The organism is Rhizobium sp. BK418, from assembly GCF_004341105.1.
Taxonomy (GTDB): Bacteria; Pseudomonadota; Alphaproteobacteria; order Rhizobiales; family Rhizobiaceae; genus Rhizobium.
Genome location: NZ_SLZK01000001.1, coordinates 732,445 through 753,438, shown reverse-complemented (window position 1 = coordinate 753,438; position 20,994 = coordinate 732,445). Strand labels below are relative to the sequence as shown.

General features: G+C 59.3%; 21 protein-coding genes and 1 tRNA gene. 4 read left to right on the top strand and 18 right to left on the bottom strand.

Going from position 1 to position 20,994, the window contains the following annotated elements; all coding sequences use genetic code 11:
• Positions 1-30 precede the first annotated feature (30 nt).
• From EV281_RS03720 to EV281_RS03675, 10 genes are all read right to left on the bottom strand, one after another.
• Positions 31-2,040, bottom strand: a complete 2,010-nt coding sequence (locus EV281_RS03720) for an acetyl/propionyl/methylcrotonyl-CoA carboxylase subunit alpha (RefSeq protein WP_132651569.1) — start codon at positions 2,038-2,040, stop codon at positions 31-33.
• Positions 2,041-2,139: 99 nt separating this feature from the next.
• Positions 2,140-2,844, bottom strand: coding sequence for a hypothetical protein (locus tag EV281_RS03715; protein WP_132651568.1), 705 nt, complete (start codon positions 2,842-2,844; stop codon positions 2,140-2,142).
• Positions 2,845-2,908: 64 nt separating this feature from the next.
• Positions 2,909-3,868 (bottom strand): DMT family transporter, encoded by a 960-nt coding sequence (locus EV281_RS03710; protein WP_132651567.1) that lies wholly within the window; start codon positions 3,866-3,868, stop codon positions 2,909-2,911.
• Between the two features lie 63 nt (positions 3,869-3,931).
• Complete coding sequence (gene lipB, locus EV281_RS03705; RefSeq protein WP_132651566.1) at positions 3,932-4,657, bottom strand: lipoyl(octanoyl) transferase LipB; 726 nt, start codon at positions 4,655-4,657, stop codon at positions 3,932-3,934.
• 115 nt (positions 4,658-4,772) lie between these two features.
• Positions 4,773-5,936, bottom strand: coding sequence for a glutathionylspermidine synthase family protein (locus tag EV281_RS03700; protein ID WP_132651565.1), 1,164 nt, complete (start codon positions 5,934-5,936; stop codon positions 4,773-4,775).
• A gap of 10 nt (positions 5,937-5,946) precedes the next feature.
• Positions 5,947-6,519: a DUF1190 domain-containing protein gene (locus EV281_RS03695; RefSeq protein WP_132651564.1), complete on the bottom strand. Its 573-nt coding sequence runs from the start codon at positions 6,517-6,519 to the stop codon at positions 5,947-5,949.
• Between the two features lie 422 nt (positions 6,520-6,941).
• Positions 6,942-7,026 (bottom strand) — tRNA-Leu (locus EV281_RS03690).
• 196 nt (positions 7,027-7,222) lie between these two features.
• Positions 7,223-7,594 (bottom strand): hypothetical protein, encoded by a 372-nt coding sequence (locus EV281_RS03685; protein WP_132651563.1) that lies wholly within the window; start codon positions 7,592-7,594, stop codon positions 7,223-7,225.
• 328 nt (positions 7,595-7,922) lie between these two features.
• Positions 7,923-8,420, bottom strand: coding sequence for a BON domain-containing protein (locus EV281_RS03680; RefSeq protein ID WP_132651562.1), 498 nt, complete (start codon positions 8,418-8,420; stop codon positions 7,923-7,925).
• 79 nt (positions 8,421-8,499) lie between these two features.
• Positions 8,500-8,994 (bottom strand): peptide deformylase, encoded by a 495-nt coding sequence (locus tag EV281_RS03675; protein ID WP_132651996.1) that lies wholly within the window; start codon positions 8,992-8,994, stop codon positions 8,500-8,502.
• Positions 8,995-9,232: 238 nt separating this feature from the next.
• Here EV281_RS03675 and mgtE point away from each other — a divergent pair, with 238 nt between their 5' ends.
• Positions 9,233-10,648 carry a magnesium transporter gene (gene mgtE, locus EV281_RS03670; RefSeq protein WP_132651561.1) on the top strand — a complete coding sequence of 472 codons (1,416 nt, stop codon included), beginning with the start codon at positions 9,233-9,235 and terminating at the stop codon, positions 10,646-10,648.
• A 69-nt stretch (positions 10,649-10,717) separates the two neighbouring features.
• The gene (locus tag EV281_RS03665; RefSeq protein ID WP_132651560.1) at positions 10,718-11,104 is read left to right on the top strand and encodes a MerR family DNA-binding transcriptional regulator; all 387 of its coding nucleotides are present in this window, start codon (positions 10,718-10,720) and stop codon (positions 11,102-11,104) included.
• On the opposite strand, the gene EV281_RS03660 is transcribed toward EV281_RS03665, so the two are convergent.
• A complete protein-coding gene (locus EV281_RS03660) occupies positions 11,105-12,130 on the bottom strand; it encodes a heparan-alpha-glucosaminide N-acetyltransferase (RefSeq protein WP_132651559.1) in 1,026 nt (341 codons plus the stop codon).
• Positions 12,131-12,898 carry a DUF599 domain-containing protein gene (locus EV281_RS03655; RefSeq protein ID WP_132651995.1) on the bottom strand — a complete coding sequence of 256 codons (768 nt, stop codon included), beginning with the start codon at positions 12,896-12,898 and terminating at the stop codon, positions 12,131-12,133. It lies immediately after the preceding gene.
• A gap of 212 nt (positions 12,899-13,110) precedes the next feature.
• Between EV281_RS03655 and EV281_RS03650 the strand changes: the two genes are divergently transcribed.
• Positions 13,111-14,517: an L-serine ammonia-lyase gene (locus EV281_RS03650; protein WP_132651558.1), complete on the top strand. Its 1,407-nt coding sequence runs from the start codon at positions 13,111-13,113 to the stop codon at positions 14,515-14,517.
• 61 nt (positions 14,518-14,578) lie between these two features.
• Positions 14,579-15,016, top strand: a complete 438-nt coding sequence (locus EV281_RS03645) for a DUF1489 family protein (protein ID WP_132651557.1) — start codon at positions 14,579-14,581, stop codon at positions 15,014-15,016.
• 15 nt (positions 15,017-15,031) lie between these two features.
• Here EV281_RS03645 and EV281_RS03640 read toward each other — a convergent pair whose 3' ends face one another.
• The 6 genes from EV281_RS03640 to EV281_RS03615 form a co-directional block, all read right to left on the bottom strand.
• The gene (locus EV281_RS03640) at positions 15,032-15,307 is read right to left on the bottom strand and encodes a hypothetical protein (RefSeq protein ID WP_112547680.1); all 276 of its coding nucleotides are present in this window, start codon (positions 15,305-15,307) and stop codon (positions 15,032-15,034) included.
• A gap of 112 nt (positions 15,308-15,419) precedes the next feature.
• Complete coding sequence (locus tag EV281_RS03635) at positions 15,420-16,997, bottom strand: SPOR domain-containing protein (RefSeq protein WP_132651556.1); 1,578 nt, start codon at positions 16,995-16,997, stop codon at positions 15,420-15,422.
• Between the two features lie 100 nt (positions 16,998-17,097).
• Positions 17,098-17,862 carry a hypothetical protein gene (locus EV281_RS03630; RefSeq protein ID WP_132651555.1) on the bottom strand — a complete coding sequence of 255 codons (765 nt, stop codon included), beginning with the start codon at positions 17,860-17,862 and terminating at the stop codon, positions 17,098-17,100.
• Positions 17,863-18,078: 216 nt separating this feature from the next.
• A complete protein-coding gene (locus tag EV281_RS03625) occupies positions 18,079-18,687 on the bottom strand; it encodes a transglutaminase-like cysteine peptidase (RefSeq protein ID WP_132651554.1) in 609 nt (202 codons plus the stop codon).
• A gap of 383 nt (positions 18,688-19,070) precedes the next feature.
• On the bottom strand, positions 19,071-20,030 hold the full coding sequence (gene pip, locus EV281_RS03620; protein ID WP_132651553.1) for a prolyl aminopeptidase: 960 nt from the start codon (positions 20,028-20,030) through the stop codon (positions 19,071-19,073).
• A 326-nt stretch (positions 20,031-20,356) separates the two neighbouring features.
• Positions 20,357-20,968, bottom strand: coding sequence for a PilZ domain-containing protein (locus tag EV281_RS03615; RefSeq protein WP_132651552.1), 612 nt, complete (start codon positions 20,966-20,968; stop codon positions 20,357-20,359).
• Positions 20,969-20,994 lie beyond the last annotated feature (26 nt).

The following is a 20,994-nucleotide window of genomic DNA, read 5'->3' as shown; positions in this document are numbered from 1 at the left end:
TCCGCGAGGACGGCTCAAGGGGAAAAAGCCTCAGGCAAATTCCATGATGACGGCATCGACGGCGAGGCTCTCGCCGGGAGCGGCCTTGATCTTCCCGACAACGAGGTCGCGCTCGGCGCGCAGCACGTTTTCCATCTTCATGGCTTCAACGACGGCGAGCGTTTCGCCCGCTTTGACCTCCTGGCCTTCTCCGACCGCAATCGAGACGACGAGGCCGGGCATGGGGCAGAGCAAGAGCTTGGACGTATCGGGTGGCAGCTTGACGGGCATCAGGCGATCAAGCTCGGCATGACGGGGCGTAAAGACGCGCGCCTTGACAGAGAGGCCCTGCCAGTCAATGCGCAGACCGTTCAGGATCGGACGGATCTGCGCCGTTACCTGTCGGCTGGCGATTCTGCCGTGCCAGACCGCATCCCCCGGTCTCCAGTCGGTGATAACGGTTTCCGTGCGGCCGCCGACTTCCATTTCCATCTCGAAAGGAATGGTGACGAGGCCATCGACCAGCTTCACCGGAACATAGTCGCTGCCGAGCTTAACGACCCATTCTTCGCGTAGGGGGCCGTTCGGATGGCGCAGGCGATCGGCGAAGCCTTCACGCCTGATGGTATCGATCAGGGAGCAGGACAGCGCGATGGCAGCAAGGGCTGCTTCTTCCGAGGCGTCAGGCGCCATCGGGGCGAAACCGTCTGGATATTCCTCTGATATGAAGCCGGTGGAGAGACGACCTTCGCGCCAGCGCGGATGTTTCATCAGTGCTGCGAGGAAGGGAACATTGTGCTCAATGCCATCGACGACGAAAGCGTCGAGCGCCTGTCCCATGGCCTCCACTGCCTGCAACCGGCTCGGAGCCCAGGTGCAGAGTTTGGCGATCATCGGGTCGTAATACATGGAGATTTCCGCACCTTCGAAGACGCCGGTATCGTTGCGGATGACCACATCGCCGTTGCGGCCTTCCGCCGGCGGGCGGTAACGCGTCAGACGGCCGATCGAGGGCAGAAAGTTGCGGTAGGGATCTTCCGCATAGAGACGGCTCTCGATCGCCCAGCCGTTCAGCCTGATATCCTTCTGAGCGAAGGGTAGCGGCTCGCCGGCGGCGACGCGGATCATCTGCTCAACGAGATCGATGCCGGTCACGAGTTCCGTCACCGGGTGCTCGACCTGCAGGCGGGTGTTCATTTCGAGGAAATAGAAATTGCGGTCGCGGTCGACGATGAACTCCACCGTGCCGGCGCTCTGATAGTCGACGGCCTTCGCCAGCGCCACGGACTGTTCGCCCATGGCGGCGCGCGTCTTCTCGTCGAGGAAGGGCGAGGGTGCTTCTTCTGCCACCTTTTGGTTCCGGCGCTGTATGGAGCATTCGCGCTCGCCAAGATAGACCACATTGCCGTGAGCATCCGCCAGCACCTGGATTTCGATATGGCGCGGATCGACGATATATTTCTCGATAAAGACGCGGTCGTCGCCAAAGGAGCTTTTCGCTTCCGAGCGGGCCCGGTCAAAACCATCACGCACTTCCGCTTCGTTCCAGGCAATGCGCATGCCCTTGCCGCCGCCGCCGGCAGATGCCTTGATCATCACGGGATAGCCGATCTCGGCGGCGATCTTTTCGGCATGAATGGCATCTTCGATCACACCGAGATAGCCGGGCACGGTCGAAACCTTGGCAGCGTTGGCGAATTTCTTCGATTCGATCTTGTCGCCCATCGCCGTGATCGCCTTGGGCTTCGGGCCGATGAAGATGATTCCTTCCTTCTCGAGCGCCTCACAGAAGGAAGCACGCTCGGACAGGAAGCCATAGCCGGGATGAACGGCTTCGGCGCCGGTCTGCTTGCAGGCGGCAATGATCTTGTCGGCAACGAGATAGCTTTCGGCAGCAGGCGCTGGACCGATATGGACGGCCTCATCGGCCATTTCGACATGCAGGGCATCCCGATCCGCATCAGAATAGACCGCAACGGTGGCAATGCCCATGCGGCGCGCGGTTTTGATCACGCGACAGGCAATCTCGCCGCGATTTGCGATCAGGATTTTCTTGAACATCGAGACTCCACCCAGGAAATGCGTTCCGGAGTTTTACGCATAAAAAGCCGGAACGTACAATTGGCTTGAAGAATCAGAGGGGTCTGGAGGCTCGACCGGTCAGGCAACAGCTGCAGCGACGACCGGCTCTTCGTCAATGATGCGCAGCCAGCGGCTCCGCCTCGGCTGGGCATAATCCCGGAGTTCGACCGCAGCCATGATCTCGCCCCAGCGCTGATGATTGGCGCCGGGCTGGGTTTCTGCCTCGATGCGCTGCAGGACGCCGTATTCGACCGGCGATACGCCGATAATGCCGCCTTCGCTGACGCTTCTCAAAACCCGCATGACGTAATCCACGTCCTGCCGCGTAATGTTCTTGCGGTCGGTGGCGCGGGTCAGCCTGTAACCGCCGATATTCTCCGATAGCGCCAGGCGGAGCTGGTCGAGTGCCAGTGCCCGGAGTTCGTCGGGAACATGGGCGGACAGCTCCATGACGTGCAGGATGAGCTCGAGTTCGAGGACGGAGTTGACGACGCCGTCAGTCGTGAACATGCGCATGATCCACGCGACATTGATCTCGTCCAGCGAGCCCTGCGGATAGGTGTAATCGACGATGAAGCCTGCCAGTTGTTCGACGAAGAACGTGTTCCATTCGGAGCATTTTTCGGGGCAGGAATTATTGAGCGCCAACATCACCACGACATGATCGGAAGTCCGGATTCCCTCCGGGAAGGTGTGTTTGCGCAAAAGCACGATGTCTTCGGCCGTCAGCCGATGCTTCCCGGCAATGACACACGCCGGAAACGCGAGACGGAACTCACTCATGTTTTATCTCCAGACTTCATCATGAAGCCGGAAATGGCTTTATCGGCGCCGAATTGAATATCCGTCAAGAAGCAGGGTTAACTGTCGATGCGCCGTTTTGTGTGGATTTTAGCAATCGCGCCTGCAGCCGCTCGCGCCAGATGATGAAAAGGCCGGACGCGACGATGATCGCGATGCCGATCCATTTGGAAACATTTGGAAAATCTCCGAAGAGGGCGTAACCGAGAACGGTTGCCGAGATAATTTCGAAATATTGGAAAGGAGCCAGCAGCGAGAGTGGTGCCAACCGGAAAGCCTTAACAACCAGCATATGTGCATAGCCGGAAATCGTGCCGAGGATCAGCAGCAGGACGAGGCCGAGCCAAGAGGCGGGCAGGGAGGGGGTGAAGTCCGCACTGCCGAGGCTGTTTCCGACGAAAAGCGCTCCGGCCATGAAGATCGTGCCGCCGATGCCCGACATCGTTTGCATCGTCAGCGGCGAATCCGCCTCACCGATCGCGCGGTTCAGAAAGAGATAGAGCGAGAAGAGGAAGGCGCAGAAGACCGGCAGCAGCGCCTTCAGGCCGAAGATCTCGTAGCTCGGCTGAATGACGATCATGGCGCCGCCGAAGCCGACGACGATTGCCATCCAGCGCCGCCAGCCGACCCTGTCACCCAGGAACAGCGCCGAGAGCGCCGTCAGCATGAAGGGCTCGACGAAATAGATGGCGAAAACATCGGCGAGCGGCATGTATTTGACGGCGACGAAGAAGAGCAGGCTGGCTGCGCCATGCAGCGCGCCGCGCAGCAGGTTCATCCACGGGCGCCTAGCCGAGAGCGCCTGCATACCGAACATCGCAAAGAGGATCGGCAGGGTACAGACGAGCTGAAAGAAAAAGCGGTAAAAAGTTACCTGTCCGGGCGACATGCCCTCGAAGGTCGCCATATATTTGGCGATTGCGTCCATCGTTGGCAGGATCGCCATGGCGCCAGCCATGATGGCCATGCCCTGGAGCGGATTCTGGGTGGAGGGAGATTCGGACATGACGGCTGCTTCCCGCGGATGATGTCATCAATCACAGGACGTTCAGCGGATCAAGGCCAGCAATCAGGGACAGTGCGCTCTATCGTTGACGGTTTGCCCGAAGACTTCTTCGAAGGCGGCACGCAGGCGGATATCGGCATCGGCCATCGTCACCAGCAGACCAAGATCGACGAGGCTGGTGACGCCATAGGCCGAGATGCCGCAAGGCACGATGCCGTTGAAATGATCGAGATCAGGATCGACGTTCAGCGACAGGCCGTGGAAGGTCACCCATTTGCGCAAGCGAATGCCAAGAGCAGCGATCTTGTCTTCGGCCATCGTGCCATCAGGCAGCAAGGGCCTTTCCGGCCGACGGACCCAGACACCGACGCGATCCTCACGCCGCTCGCCGCGCACATTCATCGAATCGAGCGTGCGGATGATGACTTCTTCAAGGGCGGCCACGAAGGCACGCACATCTTGCCTTCGGCGCTTCAGATCGAGCATAACATAGGCAACACGCTGGCCGGGACCATGATAGGTATATTCGCCGCCGCGGCCGGTGGCGAAGACCGGGAAACGATCCGGCTGGACGAGATCCTTGGCGTCTGCGCTGGTGCCGGCCGTGTAAAGCGGCGGATGTTCCAGCAGCCAGACGAGCTCATCGCCGCCTTCGGCAATATTGGCGACCTCCCGTTCCATAGTCTCCACCGCTTCCGCATAAGGAATGAGCCCATCGGAGATTCGCCAGCGAACGGGGCGCGAGCCAAGTTTCGGGAGCATGGAGAAATCGAGATCGGTGCGTAGCATGGCAGTCCTTGGCGCCATCATGCGGAGAGGAGGGCCGGGCGCGGGCTTCTATATGGACTTGGGCGAAGAGCGATTCAATCGCTCTTTGCGGCGGGCAGCCATCTCAGATATGCAATCAATCCATGATGAAATGCGGGACGAAGCGGGAGAGGTCCTGCGTGATGGGCGATTTGTCCTCGCGGATGCAGATGCCGCAGGCCTCTCCTGCCACCACCCAGGAACCGACGACGGCATAATCGTCGCCGAATTGCGGAAGCAGACAGGCTTCCTGCACGATATAACCTTCTTCGCCGTATTCACCGTCCACCGCGATCGTCTTTCCCTCCGATGTCAGCGTGACGTTCGCGCCTTCGCGAGACAGGAGCGGTTTTCTTACGGAGTTTTCCAGGCGCTGTGACCGGTGATCGTCAGCGAAATAGGCCGGCAGCAGGTTCGGATGGTTGGGCGCCATTTCCCAGAGGACGGGCAGGAGACCCTTGTTCGACAGTGTCATCTTCCACAGGGGCTCGTGGATCTTCGTGCCCGTGGAGATGAGATGTGCGCCAAAATCCTCGTGGACCATGAATTCCAGCGGATAGAGCTTGAAAAGGTTCTCCATCCGGCGGTCTTCCAGATCGGTGAACCATTTTTCCGGATCGATACCGATCTCTTCCATGTCGAGCAGCACTACTTCGAAGCCCGCCTGGAAGGCGACATCGGCCAGATATTTGGTCGTCAGATAATCTTCCTCGTTGTCGGTGATGCAGCCGAAATGGAAGACGCCGCTGTCGCTGGCATTCTTGAAATACTGGAAGGCACCGATAAGCTTCTCGTGGATGGAGTTGAACTGATCGGTATCGGCGCTAAACCGCCCCAATCGTTTCATGTCCTGAAGCCATTCCCACTGGATCACAGCGCTTTCGAAGAGGGAGGTCGGCGTATCGGCGTTGAATTCGAAAAGCTTCGCCGGGCTCTTGCCATCGTAACGCAGGTCGAAACGACCGTAGATGTCACGGTCGGACCATTTCCAGGATTTCCTGACAGCCTCGTGGAATTCGGTCGGGATCGCCATGCGCGTCATCAATGCGGAATCAGCGCAAATGCGATCGACTGCCTTGTAGCAGAGCTCCAGGATCTCATTGGTCGGATCTTCCAGATCGTCTTCGATCTGAGTGAGCGTGAACTGGTAGGCGTTACACTCGTCCCAATAGAGTTCGCCATACATATGGTGAATGGTGAAATCCAGCGCTTCGAGCTTCTGGATCCAGTCCGGCCTTTCGCCAGTCGCGATACGCTTCATCTTGGAGCCCTCAGGACGCGGAAGAGTGGCGCGTGCCGAAGCCAGAGCGGGCAAGTGTCGTCGTAGTGGCATCAGGCCTGACGAGCGCTCCATTGCCATAAGTCATCTTAAAGCCGCCGACCTTGTTAGTGACCAATACGCCAGCAGCATTGACGAAGCCCGAGACGTGGCTGCTTTCGTAAAGTGCCGATGCCGGTACAGCCGGGTAGTAGACGCCATTGACGTCCTTTTCGGGCTGGCCGATGAGATAGCCTGATTGATAGGGGACGTAATGTCCTCCACCGGCACCATGCATTGAACTTGTCTGCTCACAGTGGCCGGTGCCGAACTCCTCCTCGCAATCCTCGCGGTTCTGATAGGAAGGTGCGTTTTTTAGATGCTCGGCACGGGCAGTCTCGAAGCTGCTCTTGCAATCGTCCGGACCGAACTTGCTATCCTTCAGACACTCGTCAAGCGTCCTATAGGCGGCCGTCTCGGTCTCGCCCATGGAACGCTCGACGAGATAAATCGCGAAAATAAACGTTCCGAGAATGGCGAGCTTCACACCTCCCTTTGTGTATCGGTAGCGATCTTCCGGTGTCATGCGATCCCCAATCGTTAGATGCCATGCAAGTGCGCAGGTAGAGATGAGCGCCAGGCCAAGACGTCCGGCTTGTGTTCGAGTGCGTGAGGAGACTGGATGCCGGCGCGCGTTAGCCGCACAGACCGATGTGGCAGCCGATAGTTCTTCTACCGACCCATCAAAAATTGCTGATCAAAATTATCTTCATGAAAATGAACACCCCTGAACCCTTAACTGTTCCAGTTATGTTCTCAATTCCAGATGCAAGTCAAGCAGGAGATTGCGCATCAGACTTGTGGTCGTTGCGGGAAGGTAACGCTCTGTCATCCGCGATCGACGAAATGAGCGGCAAGGGGGCGCCAAGCGCGTTACGGCTTATGGCAGACAGATCAAGGCACTAAGCGTTTGGCCGAAAAAGAAAAAACCCGCCGAAGCGGGTTTCTTGGTGCGGTCGAGAAGACTCGAACTTCCACGGGTTGCCCCACAGCGACCTCAACGCTGCGCGTCTACCAATTCCGCCACGACCGCATCGTGGTAGGGCCGATTTGCGTCGGCGAGGCAGCATGTAGCAAAAGCCTCAGACGGACACAAGCACGATGTGACAGTTTTTTTTAAATGCTTGATCGAGGTGTGGATTACGCCGTGCGAAGCGTTGAATTTAAAGAGGAAAACCGGAAATCCGAAAAAAGAAAAGGGCCGGAAACCGGCCCTTTCTCAAGGCATGTCAGTGCGTTTCGCGGCAAGCTTCGGTGCGAGTGGCACCGCTGTCGGCACCTTTCTGGCGAGAACCCTTCGGGCCAACCATGCTGTGGCAATCCGGAAGCGGCTTGATGCTGCCGGTTGCGGCGGTGTCGACCTTCGCCGGCTTCGCCATCGCCGTCGGCGCGAAACCATCACTGTCATTCGTATAGTCGCTGGAATAGGCCGGACGTGTCACATGGGTCGGATAGTGAACGGACTTGGATGGTGCGACCGGAGTTTGGTAGAGGCCATCACCGCCGTTGGAATAGTCATCCGAGTATTTCGGCGCGGCAAAAGCAGCACTTGCCATGCTGGCGGCAAATAGGGTGGCAGCGACTGCGAATTTCATGCGCATGGATCTATCTCCTCAATCTGTTGTTGAATTCAACAACGCAGAACCGACCCCCGGCAAGATTGAGTCCGCGCCCCAATTAGGGCAATTTTGAGAGAAAGATGACGGGCAGCGTGCGACGTTTCGTCCGAATAAAATCACATATTTGTCAATGATCTTGAGGGGTTCGTTACCTTAGCCGGCATAGTTAATTGCCTGAGGTTCCGACGCTTTCGCCAAGATTACACATCTGCAATCTTTAATTGATTAACTATTTGTAATTTTACACACTTGGAAACCGGAAAGCAGACGCTTCCCGGTTTTCAAATGTGGCGATTTCGTGTTTTTTGCCTCAATCCTCGTTGGGGATATGGGCGTCGACGCCGGTCACCTCTAGGCGGTTTCGAACATGATGGACCCCGTCCACCGACAGCGCACCGAGTTCGACCTTGCGGGCGATGCCGATCGTCTCTACGGACCCCTCCAGCGTCACGATATGCCCATCGGCATGAACCTCCACACTGTCGATATCGACGTCGGGAATATTTTCCAGATTGTCATGCACGCGCGCTTCGAGCTCGTCGCTGTCATCGCGGTCGATCGTATCCGGCTCGAGTGAATCCTTCAGGCGGTTTTCATTGCCGTCCTCGTCGGTCCCGTCAATGCGAAAACCGCTGTTGCGGTCGCGGTCGAAATTGGCGGCGGTTTCGCCATATGGGCGGTTTTCGCTGCCCGCAGACTTGGCGCCGCTATCATCGGCATAGGGCCAGCCATCGTCCAGATTGCGTTCCTCGAAGTCGCGATAATCCTCTTCGCGAGAGCGCGAGGACTTGTCTTTATTCCCAGGCATTGCGGTCTCCTTCCGGGTTACCGTTCTGCAAGACAAACGCCCGAAGGGTGCTGTTGGTTCGCCCGACGGTGGCCAGGCCTCAGCTTTTCGCCTTTTCCCATTTCCTGATCAGCCGGTCGCGCTTCAGTCGTGACAGGCGCTGCAGCCAGAAAATCCCGTCGAGCTGATCGACCTCGTGCTGGACGCAGATGGCGAGGAAACCGGAAGCCTCTTCCTCGTGCTGTTGGCCGTCGAGGTCCTGATAGCGGAAGCGGATCGCGTTTGGGCGCGTGACCTCGCCCGTGGCGCCCGGCATGGAGACGCTGCCTTCCATATGAACCATCGTCTCGTCCGAAAACCATGTGATCTGCGGATTGACGTAGGTGCGTACGCCGTCCGCCTTGTCGAGCTCCAGCACCGTCAGGCGTTCAAAGACGCCGATATGAGCCGCAGTGATGCCGACGCCGGGCGCTGCACGCATCGTCTGCAGCAGGTCGTCCGCCAGTCGTGACAGAACCGAATCGAATGCCGTCACCGGCGCGCAGAGCGTCTTCAGGCCGGGATGCGGGTAGCGGAGAATCGGGCGGATCGGCACGGGTGAAGTTCCTTTCGACTGATGGCGGCGGAAACTATAGCCGACCACAGACATTGTCATCAGAAAGCACGGGTTTGCGCTTTACGGCAGTAGTGCTTTCGGCTAGCTGGTCGGTGCGGATTCCGGCGGCGCAGGGCAGGGCGGAGTTCGCGTATCCGCTTGTTGACAATGCATTTTCAGCCGACATTCTCGAATGCAGCTCGATAGTCTAAATCAAACTGGGATGCGAGGGCGGCAGATGACGACGACCGACACCGAAGACCGCAATCGCAAACGTCCATCCGACGAAGACGTCGATATCTATAACGAAGACGGCAATGTGCGCAGCGACTTCCTGGCACGGCTCGGTGCAGCCATTGCCGATCGCGACACGCTGTTTCTTCGCCAGAACGTCGCGCGCCTGCACGAATCGGAAATAGGCGACCTGCTCGAATCGATCCAGCCGGATCAACGCCTGGCGCTGGTGCGCCTGCTCGGCGACGATTTCGACATGACGGCGCTGACGGAGGTCGACGAAACGATCCGCCGCGAGATCGTCGACCAGCTGCCGAACGAGCAGATTGCGGCTGCCATCGGCGAACTGGATTCGGACGACGCCGTCTACATTCTCGAAGACCTCGACAAGGAAGACCGGGAAGAGATTCTCGCGCAGCTGCCGTTTACGGAGCGGGTGCGCCTCCGCCGTGCGCTGGATTATCCCGAAAGCTCGGCCGGCCGACGCATGCAAACGGAATTCGTCGCCGTGCCGCCATTCTGGACGGTCGGGCAGACGATCGATTACATGCGCGAGGAAGAGGATCTGCCCTATTCCTTCTCGCGGATCTTCGTCATCGACCCGACCTTCAAGTTGCTCGGCGCTGTCGATCTCGACCAGATCCTGCGCACCAAGCGGCAGACGAAGATCGAAACCATCATGCGGGAAACGAACCATCCGATCCCTGCCGAGATGGACCAGGAAGAGGCCGCCCAGCTCTTCGAACAATACGACCTTCTATCCGCCGCCGTCGTCGACGAGAACGAGCGGCTCGTCGGCGTGCTCACCATCGACGACGTGGTCGACGTGATCCATGAAGAAGCGGATGAGGATATCAAGCGCCTCGGCGGTGTTGGCGACGAAGAACTTTCCGATAACGTCATTTCGACGGTGCGCTCGCGCTTTCTCTGGCTCTTGATCAATCTCGGCACGGCAATGTTATCTGCCAGCGTCATCGGCCTGTTCGACGGCTCTATCGAGAAGATGATCGCGCTTGCGGTGTTGATGCCGATCGTCGCCTCGATGGGCGGCAATGCCGGCACGCAAACGATGACCGTGACGGTGCGCGCGCTCGCGACCCGCGACCTCGACATTTACAACGCTGGCCGCATCATTCGAAGGGAGGCGGGCGTCGGCATTCTGAACGGGATACTCTTCGCCATCCTCCTCGGCGCAATCGCCGGCATCTGGTTCCACAATTACCAGCTTGGTGCGGTCATCGGGGCGGCCATGATCATCAACCTGATGGCGGCAGCGCTTGCCGGCATCCTGCTGCCACTGCTGCTCGATAAGATGGGCGCGGACCCGGCGATCGCCTCGTCTGTCTTCGTCACGACCGTAACAGACTGCACCGGCTTCTTCGCCTTCCTGGGTCTCGCAACCTGGTGGTTCGGCATATGACGGATGGCGAAATTGACTATTACGTAAAAGTCAATATTATGTCAGGCCGATGACGGGGATGAGATACTGGTGAACAAATACTATACCATAACGGAGCTGACGCGCGAATTCGGAGTGTCGACGCGCACGCTTCGCTTCTATGAAGACGAGGGATTGATCCAACCGGAGCGCCGCGGGCGCACACGCCTGTTCCGCCCTGCCGACAGGCGCCTCATTCAGGAAATCCTGCGCGGCCGGCGCATCGGCTTTACCATCGCCGAAATCCGCGAAATCATTCAGGTCTACAAGGAGCCGCCGGGCGAGCTCGGCCAGCTCAAATTGTTGATGAAGCGTGTAGACGAAAAACGCGAAGACCTGCGCCAGAAGCGCAAAGATATCGACGAAACGATCACCGAGCTCGACAATATTGAGGAGGCCTGCCTCGGACGCCTCGCCGAAATCGGTGTTACCACCTGATCATTGCTGGGGCCGCGGTTCAGACTGCGGCGCCGGCTCAGGCTCTATTTGAGCGCTGCACTGGCTGGCAAGCGCCATGATCCGCTCATCATCCGCCTTCACCTGTCCCGCCTGGAACTGCGTGAAGAGCTGCTGCGCCTGCAATTGATCGAGCGTGCACTGGCAGAAGCTGCGGCAGACCGCTTCGCCCTGTTCGACCGTGCAGGACGTGTTGCACTGGCGCAGATAGGTCGCGACCGGATCGGGCTTCGGCGGCGCCACCACGAAGGTCAGGCCATAGGCGACCGTGATCAGCACCGGCTGATGGATAAGATAGAAGGCGAGGCTGTGGCGGCCGAGCCACGCAAGCCATGTGCCACCCGTACCCAATGCGGCGAGACGTTGCGGCAGGCTCGTGAGAAAGGTCAGCCGCGTAAGGACTATGCCGAGGAAGAAGGGCGTCGCCCACGGAAAAAGCGGCACGAAGTCGTTCGACCGGTCGGGCGTCGCCGCAAAACCGAGCCAGGCGAGATATTTCGGATCGAACAGATGAGAATCGAGCACGCCCGGCATCACGAACGTATCGGCGATCCAGCCGACAAGCAGTGCCAGCGTGACGAGCAGCGTCACCGGCAACGGCAGGCGCAGGAAGACCACGCCGATCAGGCTCAGAACCGCGATGGAATGGAGAATGCCGAAATAAATCCATTCGCCGGGCACGAAATACATGGTGGCGGCTGATATCAGCACGGCGGCGCCCGCGATCATCCCGAAACGCTTCCAGAAGGCACGCCAGCGGATTTCCGGCCGGCTTGATAGCACGAGACTGACGCCGACGATGAACAGGAAGGTGGTGGCGATCGCCCGGGCGTAGATCTTCAGCCAGCCGGTCTCGGCCGTTCCGGGCGCGAGGTAGCCCATGAATTCAAGATCCCAGCTGAAATGGTAGGTGGCCATGGCAATGAGGGCCGCGCCGCGCGCCGTATCCACGAGCCCGATACGCGGTGGTTTTGCGTAAGCCGTCGCTTGCGTTGTCGGCGATGTCATTCAAAGTCCCCCCGACAGTTCGTCACCGTCGCTCACCGACGGCTTATCGGGCAGGACAGGAGAAAGATGGAGATTTGGTGGCAGCTGGGGTTCCATGATCGCCAGGCGCTCTGCCGAAAAGAACTGTCTGCGGGTGAGCACGAAGACGACGATCGATGTCGTTCCAATGAAAAAATAGGGATTGATGAACCAGCCGAGATAGCCGATCGACAGGAAGATCGCCCTGAGACCTTCATTGAAATGGCTTCCGGCAAGGACATTCATGCGGATGACACGTTCTGCGGCGCGCTCGGCGGCGATGATGTCCTTGTCAGTATCGTGCATCATCGGTATCGCGCCGAACAGGATGGTGCAATAATTGAACAGACGGTAGGACCAGCCGAATTTGAAGAAGGCATAGCCAAAGAGGGCAGCAAGCCCACCGACCTTCATTTCGAAGGCGGCATGGCCGCTGTGAAAGACGAAAGGCAGGTCTGCAAAGACCGCATCCACCTTTTCCGTCGCACCGAGCAGGGCAAAACAGCTGCCGATCGCGAAGATGGATGTCGAGGCGAAAAACGCCGTGCCATTCTGCAGCCCGGCCATGATCTGGGTGTCGATCATCTTCAAATCGCGGCGTAGGGAATTATATATCCATTCACGCCGCCGCTGCGCCATGGCATGCGTGAGACTCGTGCGGCCGAAAAAGGTTTGTCCGTGCAGCAGCCACGAATAGCCCATCCAGATAAAGATAAAGAAGGCAAGCGCGATATAGTCCGCCGTCGTCATCATCAGCGAGTCAGTTCCCGTATAAATGCGGCCACTCTACAGATGCGTTCGAATGCTGCAATGACCGGCAAGACGAGAATTGCTGGCAAGACGGGCCGCGTCCAACTAGTGTCCAGCGCTATGTCGCACCGGTTCAAGGTGATGTCGGTCCGCCACGCGGATGCCGAACCGGGTTCGCATAATCTGCATCATCAAGTTTAGAAGGCGCCTCCATGTTTCTTTCGGTATTCGATGTGTTCAAGATCGGTGTCGGGCCGTCGAGCTCGCATACGATGGGGCCGATGACAGCTGCCAACCGGTTCCTCGAGCTCATCCTGTCCAACGAATGGCCGCGCCCTTCCACCGGCGCGCAGGTGGCGGCCATCAACGTCAGCCTGCACGGTTCGCTCGCCCATACGGGTATCGGCCACGGGACGGGCAGGGCGGTCATCCTGGGCCTGATGGGCGAGGCGCCCGATACAGTCGATCCGGATCGCATGGATGCCATTATCGACGAGGTGGAGAAAAGCGGCCGTATCGCACCCGAGGGACATCCGGCCTATCAATTTCAGCCGAAGACGGACCTGTTCTTCGACAAGAAGCAGCCGCTGCCCGGCCATGCGAACGGCATGACCTTCTCCGCCTATGACAAGGACGGCCGGCTGCTCGTCAAGCGCATCTATTATTCCGTCGGCGGAGGCTTCGTCGTCACCGATACGGAACTGGAGCAGATGCGGGCGCGCAAGAAGACGGCGCAGGGCAATTACAAGGTGCCTTACCCCTTCGCCACCGCCAGACAGATGCTTGAAATGGCCGAACGTTCGGGCTTGTCGATCGCGCAGATGAAGCGCGCCAATGAGGAAAGCCAGCGCAGCCGCGAAGAGCTTGATGCCGGTCTCGACCGCATCTGGGAAGCGATGCGGTCGTGTATCGAGCGCGGGCTGAAGGTCGAGGGCATCATGCCTGGCGGTCTCAACGTCAGGCGCCGCGCCAAGCATATTCACGACAAGCTGCAGGAGGAGTGGCGCAGCAACCGCATCAATCCGCTGCTCGCCAATGACTGGCTGAGCGTCTACGCGATGGCCGTCAACGAGGAGAATGCCGCTGGCGGGCGTGTTGTGACGGCGCCGACCAATGGTGCAGCAGGCGTCATTCCGGCGACGATCCGCTATTACGAGCATTTCCATGAGGATTGGGATCAGAAAGGCATCCACGACTATCTGCTGACCGCAGCGGCGATCGGCGGCATTATCAAACACAATGCCTCGATCTCAGGCGCGGAAGTCGGCTGTCAGGGCGAAGTCGGCTCGGCCGCCGCCATGGCAGCCGCCGGCCTTGCAGCCGTCATGGGCGGCACACCGGCGCAGATCGAGAATGCCGCCGAAATCGCACTCGAACACCATCTCGGCATGACCTGCGACCCGGTCGCCGGCCTGGTGCAGGTTCCCTGCATCGAGCGCAATGCGCTGGGGGCGGTCAAGGCAGTCACGGCGGCCTCGCTCGCTGTGAAGGGCGACGGCCAGCATTTCGTGCCGCTCGACGCCTGCATCGAGACGATGCGCCAGACGGGTTATGACATGAGCGAGAAGTACAAGGAAACCTCGACCGGGGGCCTTGCCGTCAACGTCGTCGAATGCTGAGTTTGTGGAAGTATAAAGCTTCTTGCTTGACGCTGCCGGCCAAAAGGATTTCAACGGCAGCATGGCACTAAATCTCATCAAACTCTGCGTCGGCTGCGATTCGATCGAAGACCTGCGTGAATGGGTGGCCGAACGCTCGCTGCGCGCCATTGCCGCCGGACTGGAACCGCACTCGGTCCATACGACGCGCATGGTGCCGAAGCGCGTGGAAGAACTGCTCGACGGCGGTTCGCTCTATTGGGTCATCAAGGGGCAGGTGCAGGCCCGCCAGAAGATTCTCGATATCCAGACATTTACGGATGGAGAGGGGATCGGCCGCTGCCATCTGGTGCTCGGTCCGGAGGTGATCGAAACCTCAGTCCAGCCCAAGCGCGCCTTCCAGGGCTGGCGCTATTATCCCGATGAAGACGTGCCACGTGACCTCGACAGTCTCGGCGCTGGCATTGCAGAAATGCCCGCGGATCTTCGCCGCGAGCTTTCGGAATTGGGATTGCTCTAAAGCCTTTCCTTCACTCTATCGCAGGCGCAGCACGACCGGGGAATTGCCGTCGGGCGACGTGATGTGCAAATGGATATGCGCTTCCGGCTGGGAATAGCGCCAGGCACGTGCGCCGTGGCAAAGCAACAGATTGATGAGATCACGGGTCTTCGGCGATTTCGCCTTCGGGCGCTGCAGGCCGATTTCGGCAAGGCGAAGTGCCGCTTCGTGCAGCGGATGCAGGCCGGAGCGGCCCTTGTTGACCGCCCGGCGCCCGGCAGGCGCATTTGGGACATTCTCGTTGATCGACATCATCTTCCTCGTACGCAATACAAATCGAACTAGGATCGACTGCCGGCGGCGCGAACACCGCAACCGGCAGGCAGGGGCGCCGCCAAATCAGTCATAGGCAGCGCCGGATATCTCATTGGGCAGCCGCCCAGCACTTGACGCCGGCCTTCTTGAGCGCCTTGCACGCGTTGACTGCATCACGCTGGTCCTCAAACCCGCCGAATCGGGCGCGGAAGACCTGGTCGCCGCCATTGGCAAAGGCGACGGCGAAAGGCTTGGCAGCACTCAGTGCTTTGCCGCCCTTGGCCTTGGCGCTCTGCAGAAGATCCATCGCCGATTCACGGCTGGAAGAGACGCCGATCTGGACAACCCAGCCGGATGGCTGCGGCACCTCTCTGGCGGCAACTTCCTTGGCAGGAGCCGGCTTGGTGGAAGCTGTGGTCAGGTCGTCAACCGAGGTGTCGCCCTGTTCCGGCGGCACGTAGGCAGATGCCGACTTCTGAACGGATGCCTGTTCCTGCTGCTTGATCGCCACGGTCTTGACCTTGCTCGGAGACGGCATTGGCTGCGTCAGGAGAGGATTGTCGGTCTTCGGTGCCGCGGTTTCCGCATAGGCAACCTCGGTGTTCGCCGCCTGATAGCGGCGGTCCGGAAGCGGCCCCTTGTGCGGCAGGCCGACATCGGTTGCTGCTGCGGCCGCGACGGGCTGCTGATCGGACGTGATCGTCTTCTTTTCCGCCACTTGGGCAACCTTGGCGGGGGAGACCGGGGCAGGCGTTTCGATCATATCAGGCATCGGCTTCGACTGGGCAACGAGCGTGCCGCCGCTGGTGGAAGCCTTGGGCAGATAGGCGTCGAGCAGCCGGCGCATCTGTGCGTCGCGGGCAGGAGTGGAAGCGCCACCCAGAACCACACCGACGATCGATTTGCCATCGATCTGCAGGGAGCTGACCAGATTGAAGCCGGCAGCGCGTGTATAACCGGTCTTGATGCCATCGACGCCGCGCACGGAGCCGACGAGACGGTTGTGGCTGCGGATCACGCGGTTACCAAACTTGAAGGCACGCGCCGAGAAATAACCGTAATACTGCGGGAAATGCTGACGAAGGGCGATGCCGAGGCGAGCCTGATCGCGTGCCGTCGTCATCTGCGCGGTGTTCGGCAGGCCATTGGCATTGCGATAGGTGGTGCGTGTCATGCCGAGCGCATGCGCCTTTGCGGTCATCATCTGGGCGAAGCGATCTTCCGAGCCGCCGAGCAGTTCACCGAGCGCGGTCGCAGCATCATTGGCCGACAGCGTCACGAGCCCGAGGATACCCTGTTCGACGGTGATCGTGCCGCCGGCGCGAACGCCGAGTTTGGTCGGTGCCTGGGCTGCGGCGTGAGCGGAGAAGGGGACGGGTGTATCAAGACGGATACGACCCTGCTCAAGGGCCTCAAAGGTCATGTAGAGCGTCATCATCTTCGTGAGTGACGCCGGGTATTGAAGACGGTCGGCATTCTCGCTGTAGAGAACATTTCCCGTTCGGGCATCGACGACGATACCGGCATATTTCGGATTCGCCGCTTCCGCTTCGGCATTGACCGAGTCGACCGCGACGATCGCGATAGCCATCGAGAGGATCGTCAGCACCTTTGCGAGGAAACCGGCAGACCACGGCGATGATACGGAGGAAATTGACCTTGACACTATTCCACTCTTCGCTTGCATTTCAGATGTTCGACGGGCTACGCACCCCCTACCGCGTAACCGGCTGTCCCGGAAAACTACAGGTTGGGCGTTACCAATCCGTTTATGATGAATCGTTTCTTCAGACATTGGGCGGGATTTTAGCGGCTGTCGCAGACCGGCTCACGAGCCGGGTTTCCACAAAGGTCCTGATCGCGGCATCAATATGGTCCCAGTCGGCCAAATGACGGCTTGAGAACCGGTAAAGCACACTTAAATCCTTCCCGACCTTGATATCGCGCTGGCAATCTCCGCTGGTCGCCGTTTCCACCGACGAGGGCAGCACGCAGCGCACGACATAATCGACGGCACCTTGACGTGAGGCCGTCAGCAGAACCTCGCCGTTGTAGCCGGCATTGGCACGCAGACGGTGCAGCGTCAGGTCATGCGCAAACGGTTGCGGCGCGCCATCCATGAGATGCGAATAGATCGGCTCGAGCCGGCCCGACATGTCGCGTGACATCGTGCCTTGGGTAATCTGCAGGAAAATCAGATCCGACGATTGGGAGATGTCGTCGAAACGCTGACGCATGTCCTTGCTATAGCCCTGCATTTCCGGCCAGGCGAGGTAAAGATCGACCCGCTCGGCCGCGCCGTCATGCCGTTCGCTGGGGAAGCGAATCGTATTGGCGGGCAGGCCGAGCGTATCGCGGCCGATGATCACCGTGATCCCGGTGGTGTTTTCCGTATTGCCGGCGAGTGAGATGTGACGGCCGAACCATCGCCCGGCAACGCTGATCGCAACCGTCAGCAAAGCCAGAACAGCAATCGTCGCGGTAACACGAAGCAGGAAGCGAGTCGAAAGAAGGGGCTGCTCACCAGGATGGCCCACGGCGGAATGGCTCATCGTCGTCCTCGAATATCGGGCCGCCGTAAGAAAAACGCGAGTCGTCGGTGCCGGTGATGAATCTGGTGAGTATGATGAGATAGCGAGAGTTAATGGGCCGTTAACTCAACCAAAAGGACGTGCCAGAAAAGAAGCGAGCCGTTCCCGGGACAGCGGGAACGGCTCTGGGCACCGGTCGGGACGGGGATGCGGGACGGACCGGGGCCGGTATGCCTGTTACTTGACGCTACCGACAGCGACGGCGCGGCCATCCTGCAGTTTGGTCCAGCGGGCCGGATCGTCGGCGGACTGGCGCTTCAGGTAGGTATATTCGGTATCCGACCACAGCAGCACCTTGTTGCGCATGTTGTCGAGCACGAAGTCGCCATGATCAGTGCGAACCGTCAGTACGGCATGACCTTCGCCATTCGGCTGCAGCACGACGGTCATCAGCGTATCGGACGGCGAGAAGCCGGCATCGATCAGCATCTTGCGCTTCAGAAGCGCGAAATCCTCGCAGTCGCCGGCGGTTTTCGGATAGGCCCAGCGCTCTTCGACACCGTAGATCTCCATGTCCGTCATTGGCTGGATCGTCGAATTGACGGTATAGTTGACCTTGAGAATTTCCTTCCAGCGATCCTCGGTCAGGATAGCCGGGCCGGCATCGCCGCCGGCAAAGGCGCATTCACGCGGATTGGCCTGACAGAATTCATAGTGTCCGATCGGTGGGCTCGCATTGCCGGCAAGCGTCATGCTGGCGGCGGGTGATGCCTGTCCTGCGCCCGCCATTGCCGCTGTCATGCCGAGGGCCAGAAGGCCGCCCTTCAGAAGGTTTCGAATTGACATTATCGTCTCCCCGTTGTGAGGGCGACAATGACACGGACGTTTTTATCTCACGCAAAATTACGCAATCAAATTAATGGCTTAGTTTATTCAAACGCACGATAAACTTGAATCAAATGCATCTCGAATACGCGTTAAATTAAAGACGTATTCGTCTCGAATTCGATTAAAATTGGAGGAACTGGAAAAAGGCTTTCGGGCCGGAAATGGCCAGAAAACGGACAGGCCGTTAACGATTTTCGATAAGTCGTCTAAATTTCGACGATGACCGGCAGCGGGAATGGCAGCTGGGGCAAATCTGACCGAGGCTCACAAGAGCACGGAATCGCTGCTCTGAAAGCCGATTCCGGCTCATGTCCGGATTGGCGGCCGAAAAAATAATTTCGTCACAGATCGCGAAATCTGTTCGTCGCTGCGACAATCGCGGCGGCAATATCGGCATTTGCAGTGGAATGAGCCGCTTTTGGCAGCACCACAAGCTCCGCGCCCGGCCACGCGCGGTCAAGTTCCCATGCGGTGACAAGAGGGGCCTCTATATCGAAACGTCCGTGGATGAGGATCCCCGGAATGCTGGCGAGGCGACCGGCATTCTTCAGCAGTATCCCGTCCTCCAGCCATGCATCCTCCCGGAAATAATGAGTGATGATGCGAGCGCGCGTCAGAAGGTAGCGCGGATCGGACCAGCGCCGCGGCAGGCCGGCAGGATCGGCAAGGAGGATCGTGGCCGCTTCCCATTCATGCCAATCGCGCGCCGCCTTCAGCCGTACCTGCTCATCGGGATCGTTGAGCAGCTGATGGTAGGCGTTCACCCGGTCGAGGTCGCGGAGTTCTGATGGCAGCGCCTCGCCGAAACGATGCCATTCCTCTGGAAAGAGCGGCGCCATGCCACGATAGAGCCAGTCGATTTCGGAGCGCCGTGTCGTGGTGACACCGGCAATGACAATGCCGCTGACATGATCAGGATGGGATTGCGCATAGGCAAGCGCCAGCGTCGAGCCCCAGGAATTGCCGAAGATGGTCCACTTCTCAACGCCGAAGAGGGTTCGCAGTCTCTCAATATCCGCGACGAGATGGTCAGTCGTGTTGCGGGAGAGGTCGGTCGCGGCGTCGGCGGCGTTCGGCAGGCTGCGACCGCAATTGCGCTGATCGAAGAGGACGGTGCGATAGACAGACGGATCGAAGTAACGGCGTGATGCGGTGGAACAGCCGGAACCCGGTCCGCCATGCAGGACGAGCGCAGGCTTGCCCGCGGGATTGCCGCAAGCTTCCCAATAGATGAGGTTGCCGTCCCCGGTATCGAGCAGGCCGTGATCGTAAGGTTCGATTTCAGGAAACAGGACTGACATTGACCGCGCCATTCGTTGAGGCGCGCTGTATCTTTCGAGTTTGTGACGGAGAAATGACGGACGTAGGATTTCAGGTCTCTGCCGTACAGGATGCATGGGCGGCAGGGGCCGATTCCGACCTCCGCGCGGAAATCTCAGGCGAAATGAAATTGACATTTGCCAGGGCGTGTCTGAACTGGCTATGCAGCCTATTCATCCTATGCAGGCCACACAGTATCGGCCGGAAGATCGGCTCCGCTTTCCACGCAAGGGGCGCCTGGAACGATGAAAGCGGCGTTTGTGAATCCGAACGGGCGCACGGCGCTCTGACCGGGAAAGGTGCTGGACTAGAGGAATTCGCGCAATGTTTCGCGCGACTGGACCGACAGGAACTCGATCGCAACGCCTTCCGAGAAGTGGCGGACGACGCGGCCACGCATGTTGCCGAGACGAACGGGCGTGCCGAGCGGCGGACGTACCTCGCAATCGATGGCTGCGCCCGAGAGCGAAAGGTCCATGATGCGGCAGGCATAGCGTGTGCCGTCATCGAGGGTGAGTTCGGTCTTGGTCTCGCGTGGCGTCAGACGATCATGACGGCGATCTTCCGGCAGGCCGAGCTCGTGTTTGTTGGCGAGCCAGGTAAGCTGGGCCGCGAGCTTCTCGCGCTTACGCTCCGTGGCGTTGATCGACATTGTGAAACCACGCATGTCGACCGTCTGCACATGACCTTCGACGCGGCCGAGATGGTCGATATAGGCGACGACGCGTTCGTTGGCGCGCGGGCGGCCGGAGCAGGTGACATACATGTCGCCGGGCGACATATCGATCACCATGCACTCGAATTCCTCGTAGTTCGCAAGCATCAGGCGGCCCTGCATGTTGATGGGCACGCGCTGGAACACTCCCTGTTCAGGGCGCTGCGCAGGTCGGTGCGTCTGAGCGGTCTGGAACGAGTGCATCAAAGGGCTTCTTCATGAAATCGCTA

Bases quoted from the DNA above. Each gene is read 5' to 3' on its own strand.
- EV281_RS03720 (WP_132651569.1), bottom strand. From the start codon at position 2,040: ATGTTCAAGAAAATCCTGATCGCAAATCGCGGCGAGATTGCCTGTCGC.
- EV281_RS03715 (WP_132651568.1), bottom strand. From the start codon at position 2,844: ATGAGTGAGTTCCGTCTCGCGTTTCCGGCGTGTGTCATTGCCGGGAAG.
- EV281_RS03710 (WP_132651567.1), bottom strand. From the start codon at position 3,868: ATGTCCGAATCTCCCTCCACCCAGAATCCGCTCCAGGGCATGGCCATC.
- lipB (WP_132651566.1), bottom strand. From the start codon at position 4,657: ATGCTACGCACCGATCTCGATTTCTCCATGCTCCCGAAACTTGGCTCG.
- EV281_RS03700 (WP_132651565.1), bottom strand. From the start codon at position 5,936: ATGAAGCGTATCGCGACTGGCGAAAGGCCGGACTGGATCCAGAAGCTC.
- EV281_RS03695 (WP_132651564.1), bottom strand. From the start codon at position 6,519: ATGACACCGGAAGATCGCTACCGATACACAAAGGGAGGTGTGAAGCTC.
- EV281_RS03685 (WP_132651563.1), bottom strand. From the start codon at position 7,594: ATGCGCATGAAATTCGCAGTCGCTGCCACCCTATTTGCCGCCAGCATG.
- EV281_RS03680 (WP_132651562.1), bottom strand. From the start codon at position 8,420: ATGCCTGGGAATAAAGACAAGTCCTCGCGCTCTCGCGAAGAGGATTAT.
- mgtE (WP_132651561.1), top strand. From the start codon at position 9,233: ATGACGACGACCGACACCGAAGACCGCAATCGCAAACGTCCATCCGAC.
- EV281_RS03660 (WP_132651559.1), bottom strand. From the start codon at position 12,130: ATGACATCGCCGACAACGCAAGCGACGGCTTACGCAAAACCACCGCGT.
- EV281_RS03655 (WP_132651995.1), bottom strand. From the start codon at position 12,898: ATGACGACGGCGGACTATATCGCGCTTGCCTTCTTTATCTTTATCTGG.
- EV281_RS03650 (WP_132651558.1), top strand. From the start codon at position 13,111: ATGTTTCTTTCGGTATTCGATGTGTTCAAGATCGGTGTCGGGCCGTCG.
- EV281_RS03645 (WP_132651557.1), top strand. From the start codon at position 14,579: ATGGCACTAAATCTCATCAAACTCTGCGTCGGCTGCGATTCGATCGAA.
- EV281_RS03640 (WP_112547680.1), bottom strand. From the start codon at position 15,307: ATGTCGATCAACGAGAATGTCCCAAATGCGCCTGCCGGGCGCCGGGCG.
- EV281_RS03635 (WP_132651556.1), bottom strand. From the start codon at position 16,997: ATGCAAGCGAAGAGTGGAATAGTGTCAAGGTCAATTTCCTCCGTATCA.
- EV281_RS03630 (WP_132651555.1), bottom strand. From the start codon at position 17,862: ATGAGCCATTCCGCCGTGGGCCATCCTGGTGAGCAGCCCCTTCTTTCG.
- EV281_RS03625 (WP_132651554.1), bottom strand. From the start codon at position 18,687: ATGTCAATTCGAAACCTTCTGAAGGGCGGCCTTCTGGCCCTCGGCATG.
- pip (WP_132651553.1), bottom strand. From the start codon at position 20,030: ATGTCAGTCCTGTTTCCTGAAATCGAACCTTACGATCACGGCCTGCTC.
- EV281_RS03615 (WP_132651552.1), bottom strand. From the start codon at position 20,968: ATGCACTCGTTCCAGACCGCTCAGACGCACCGACCTGCGCAGCGCCCT.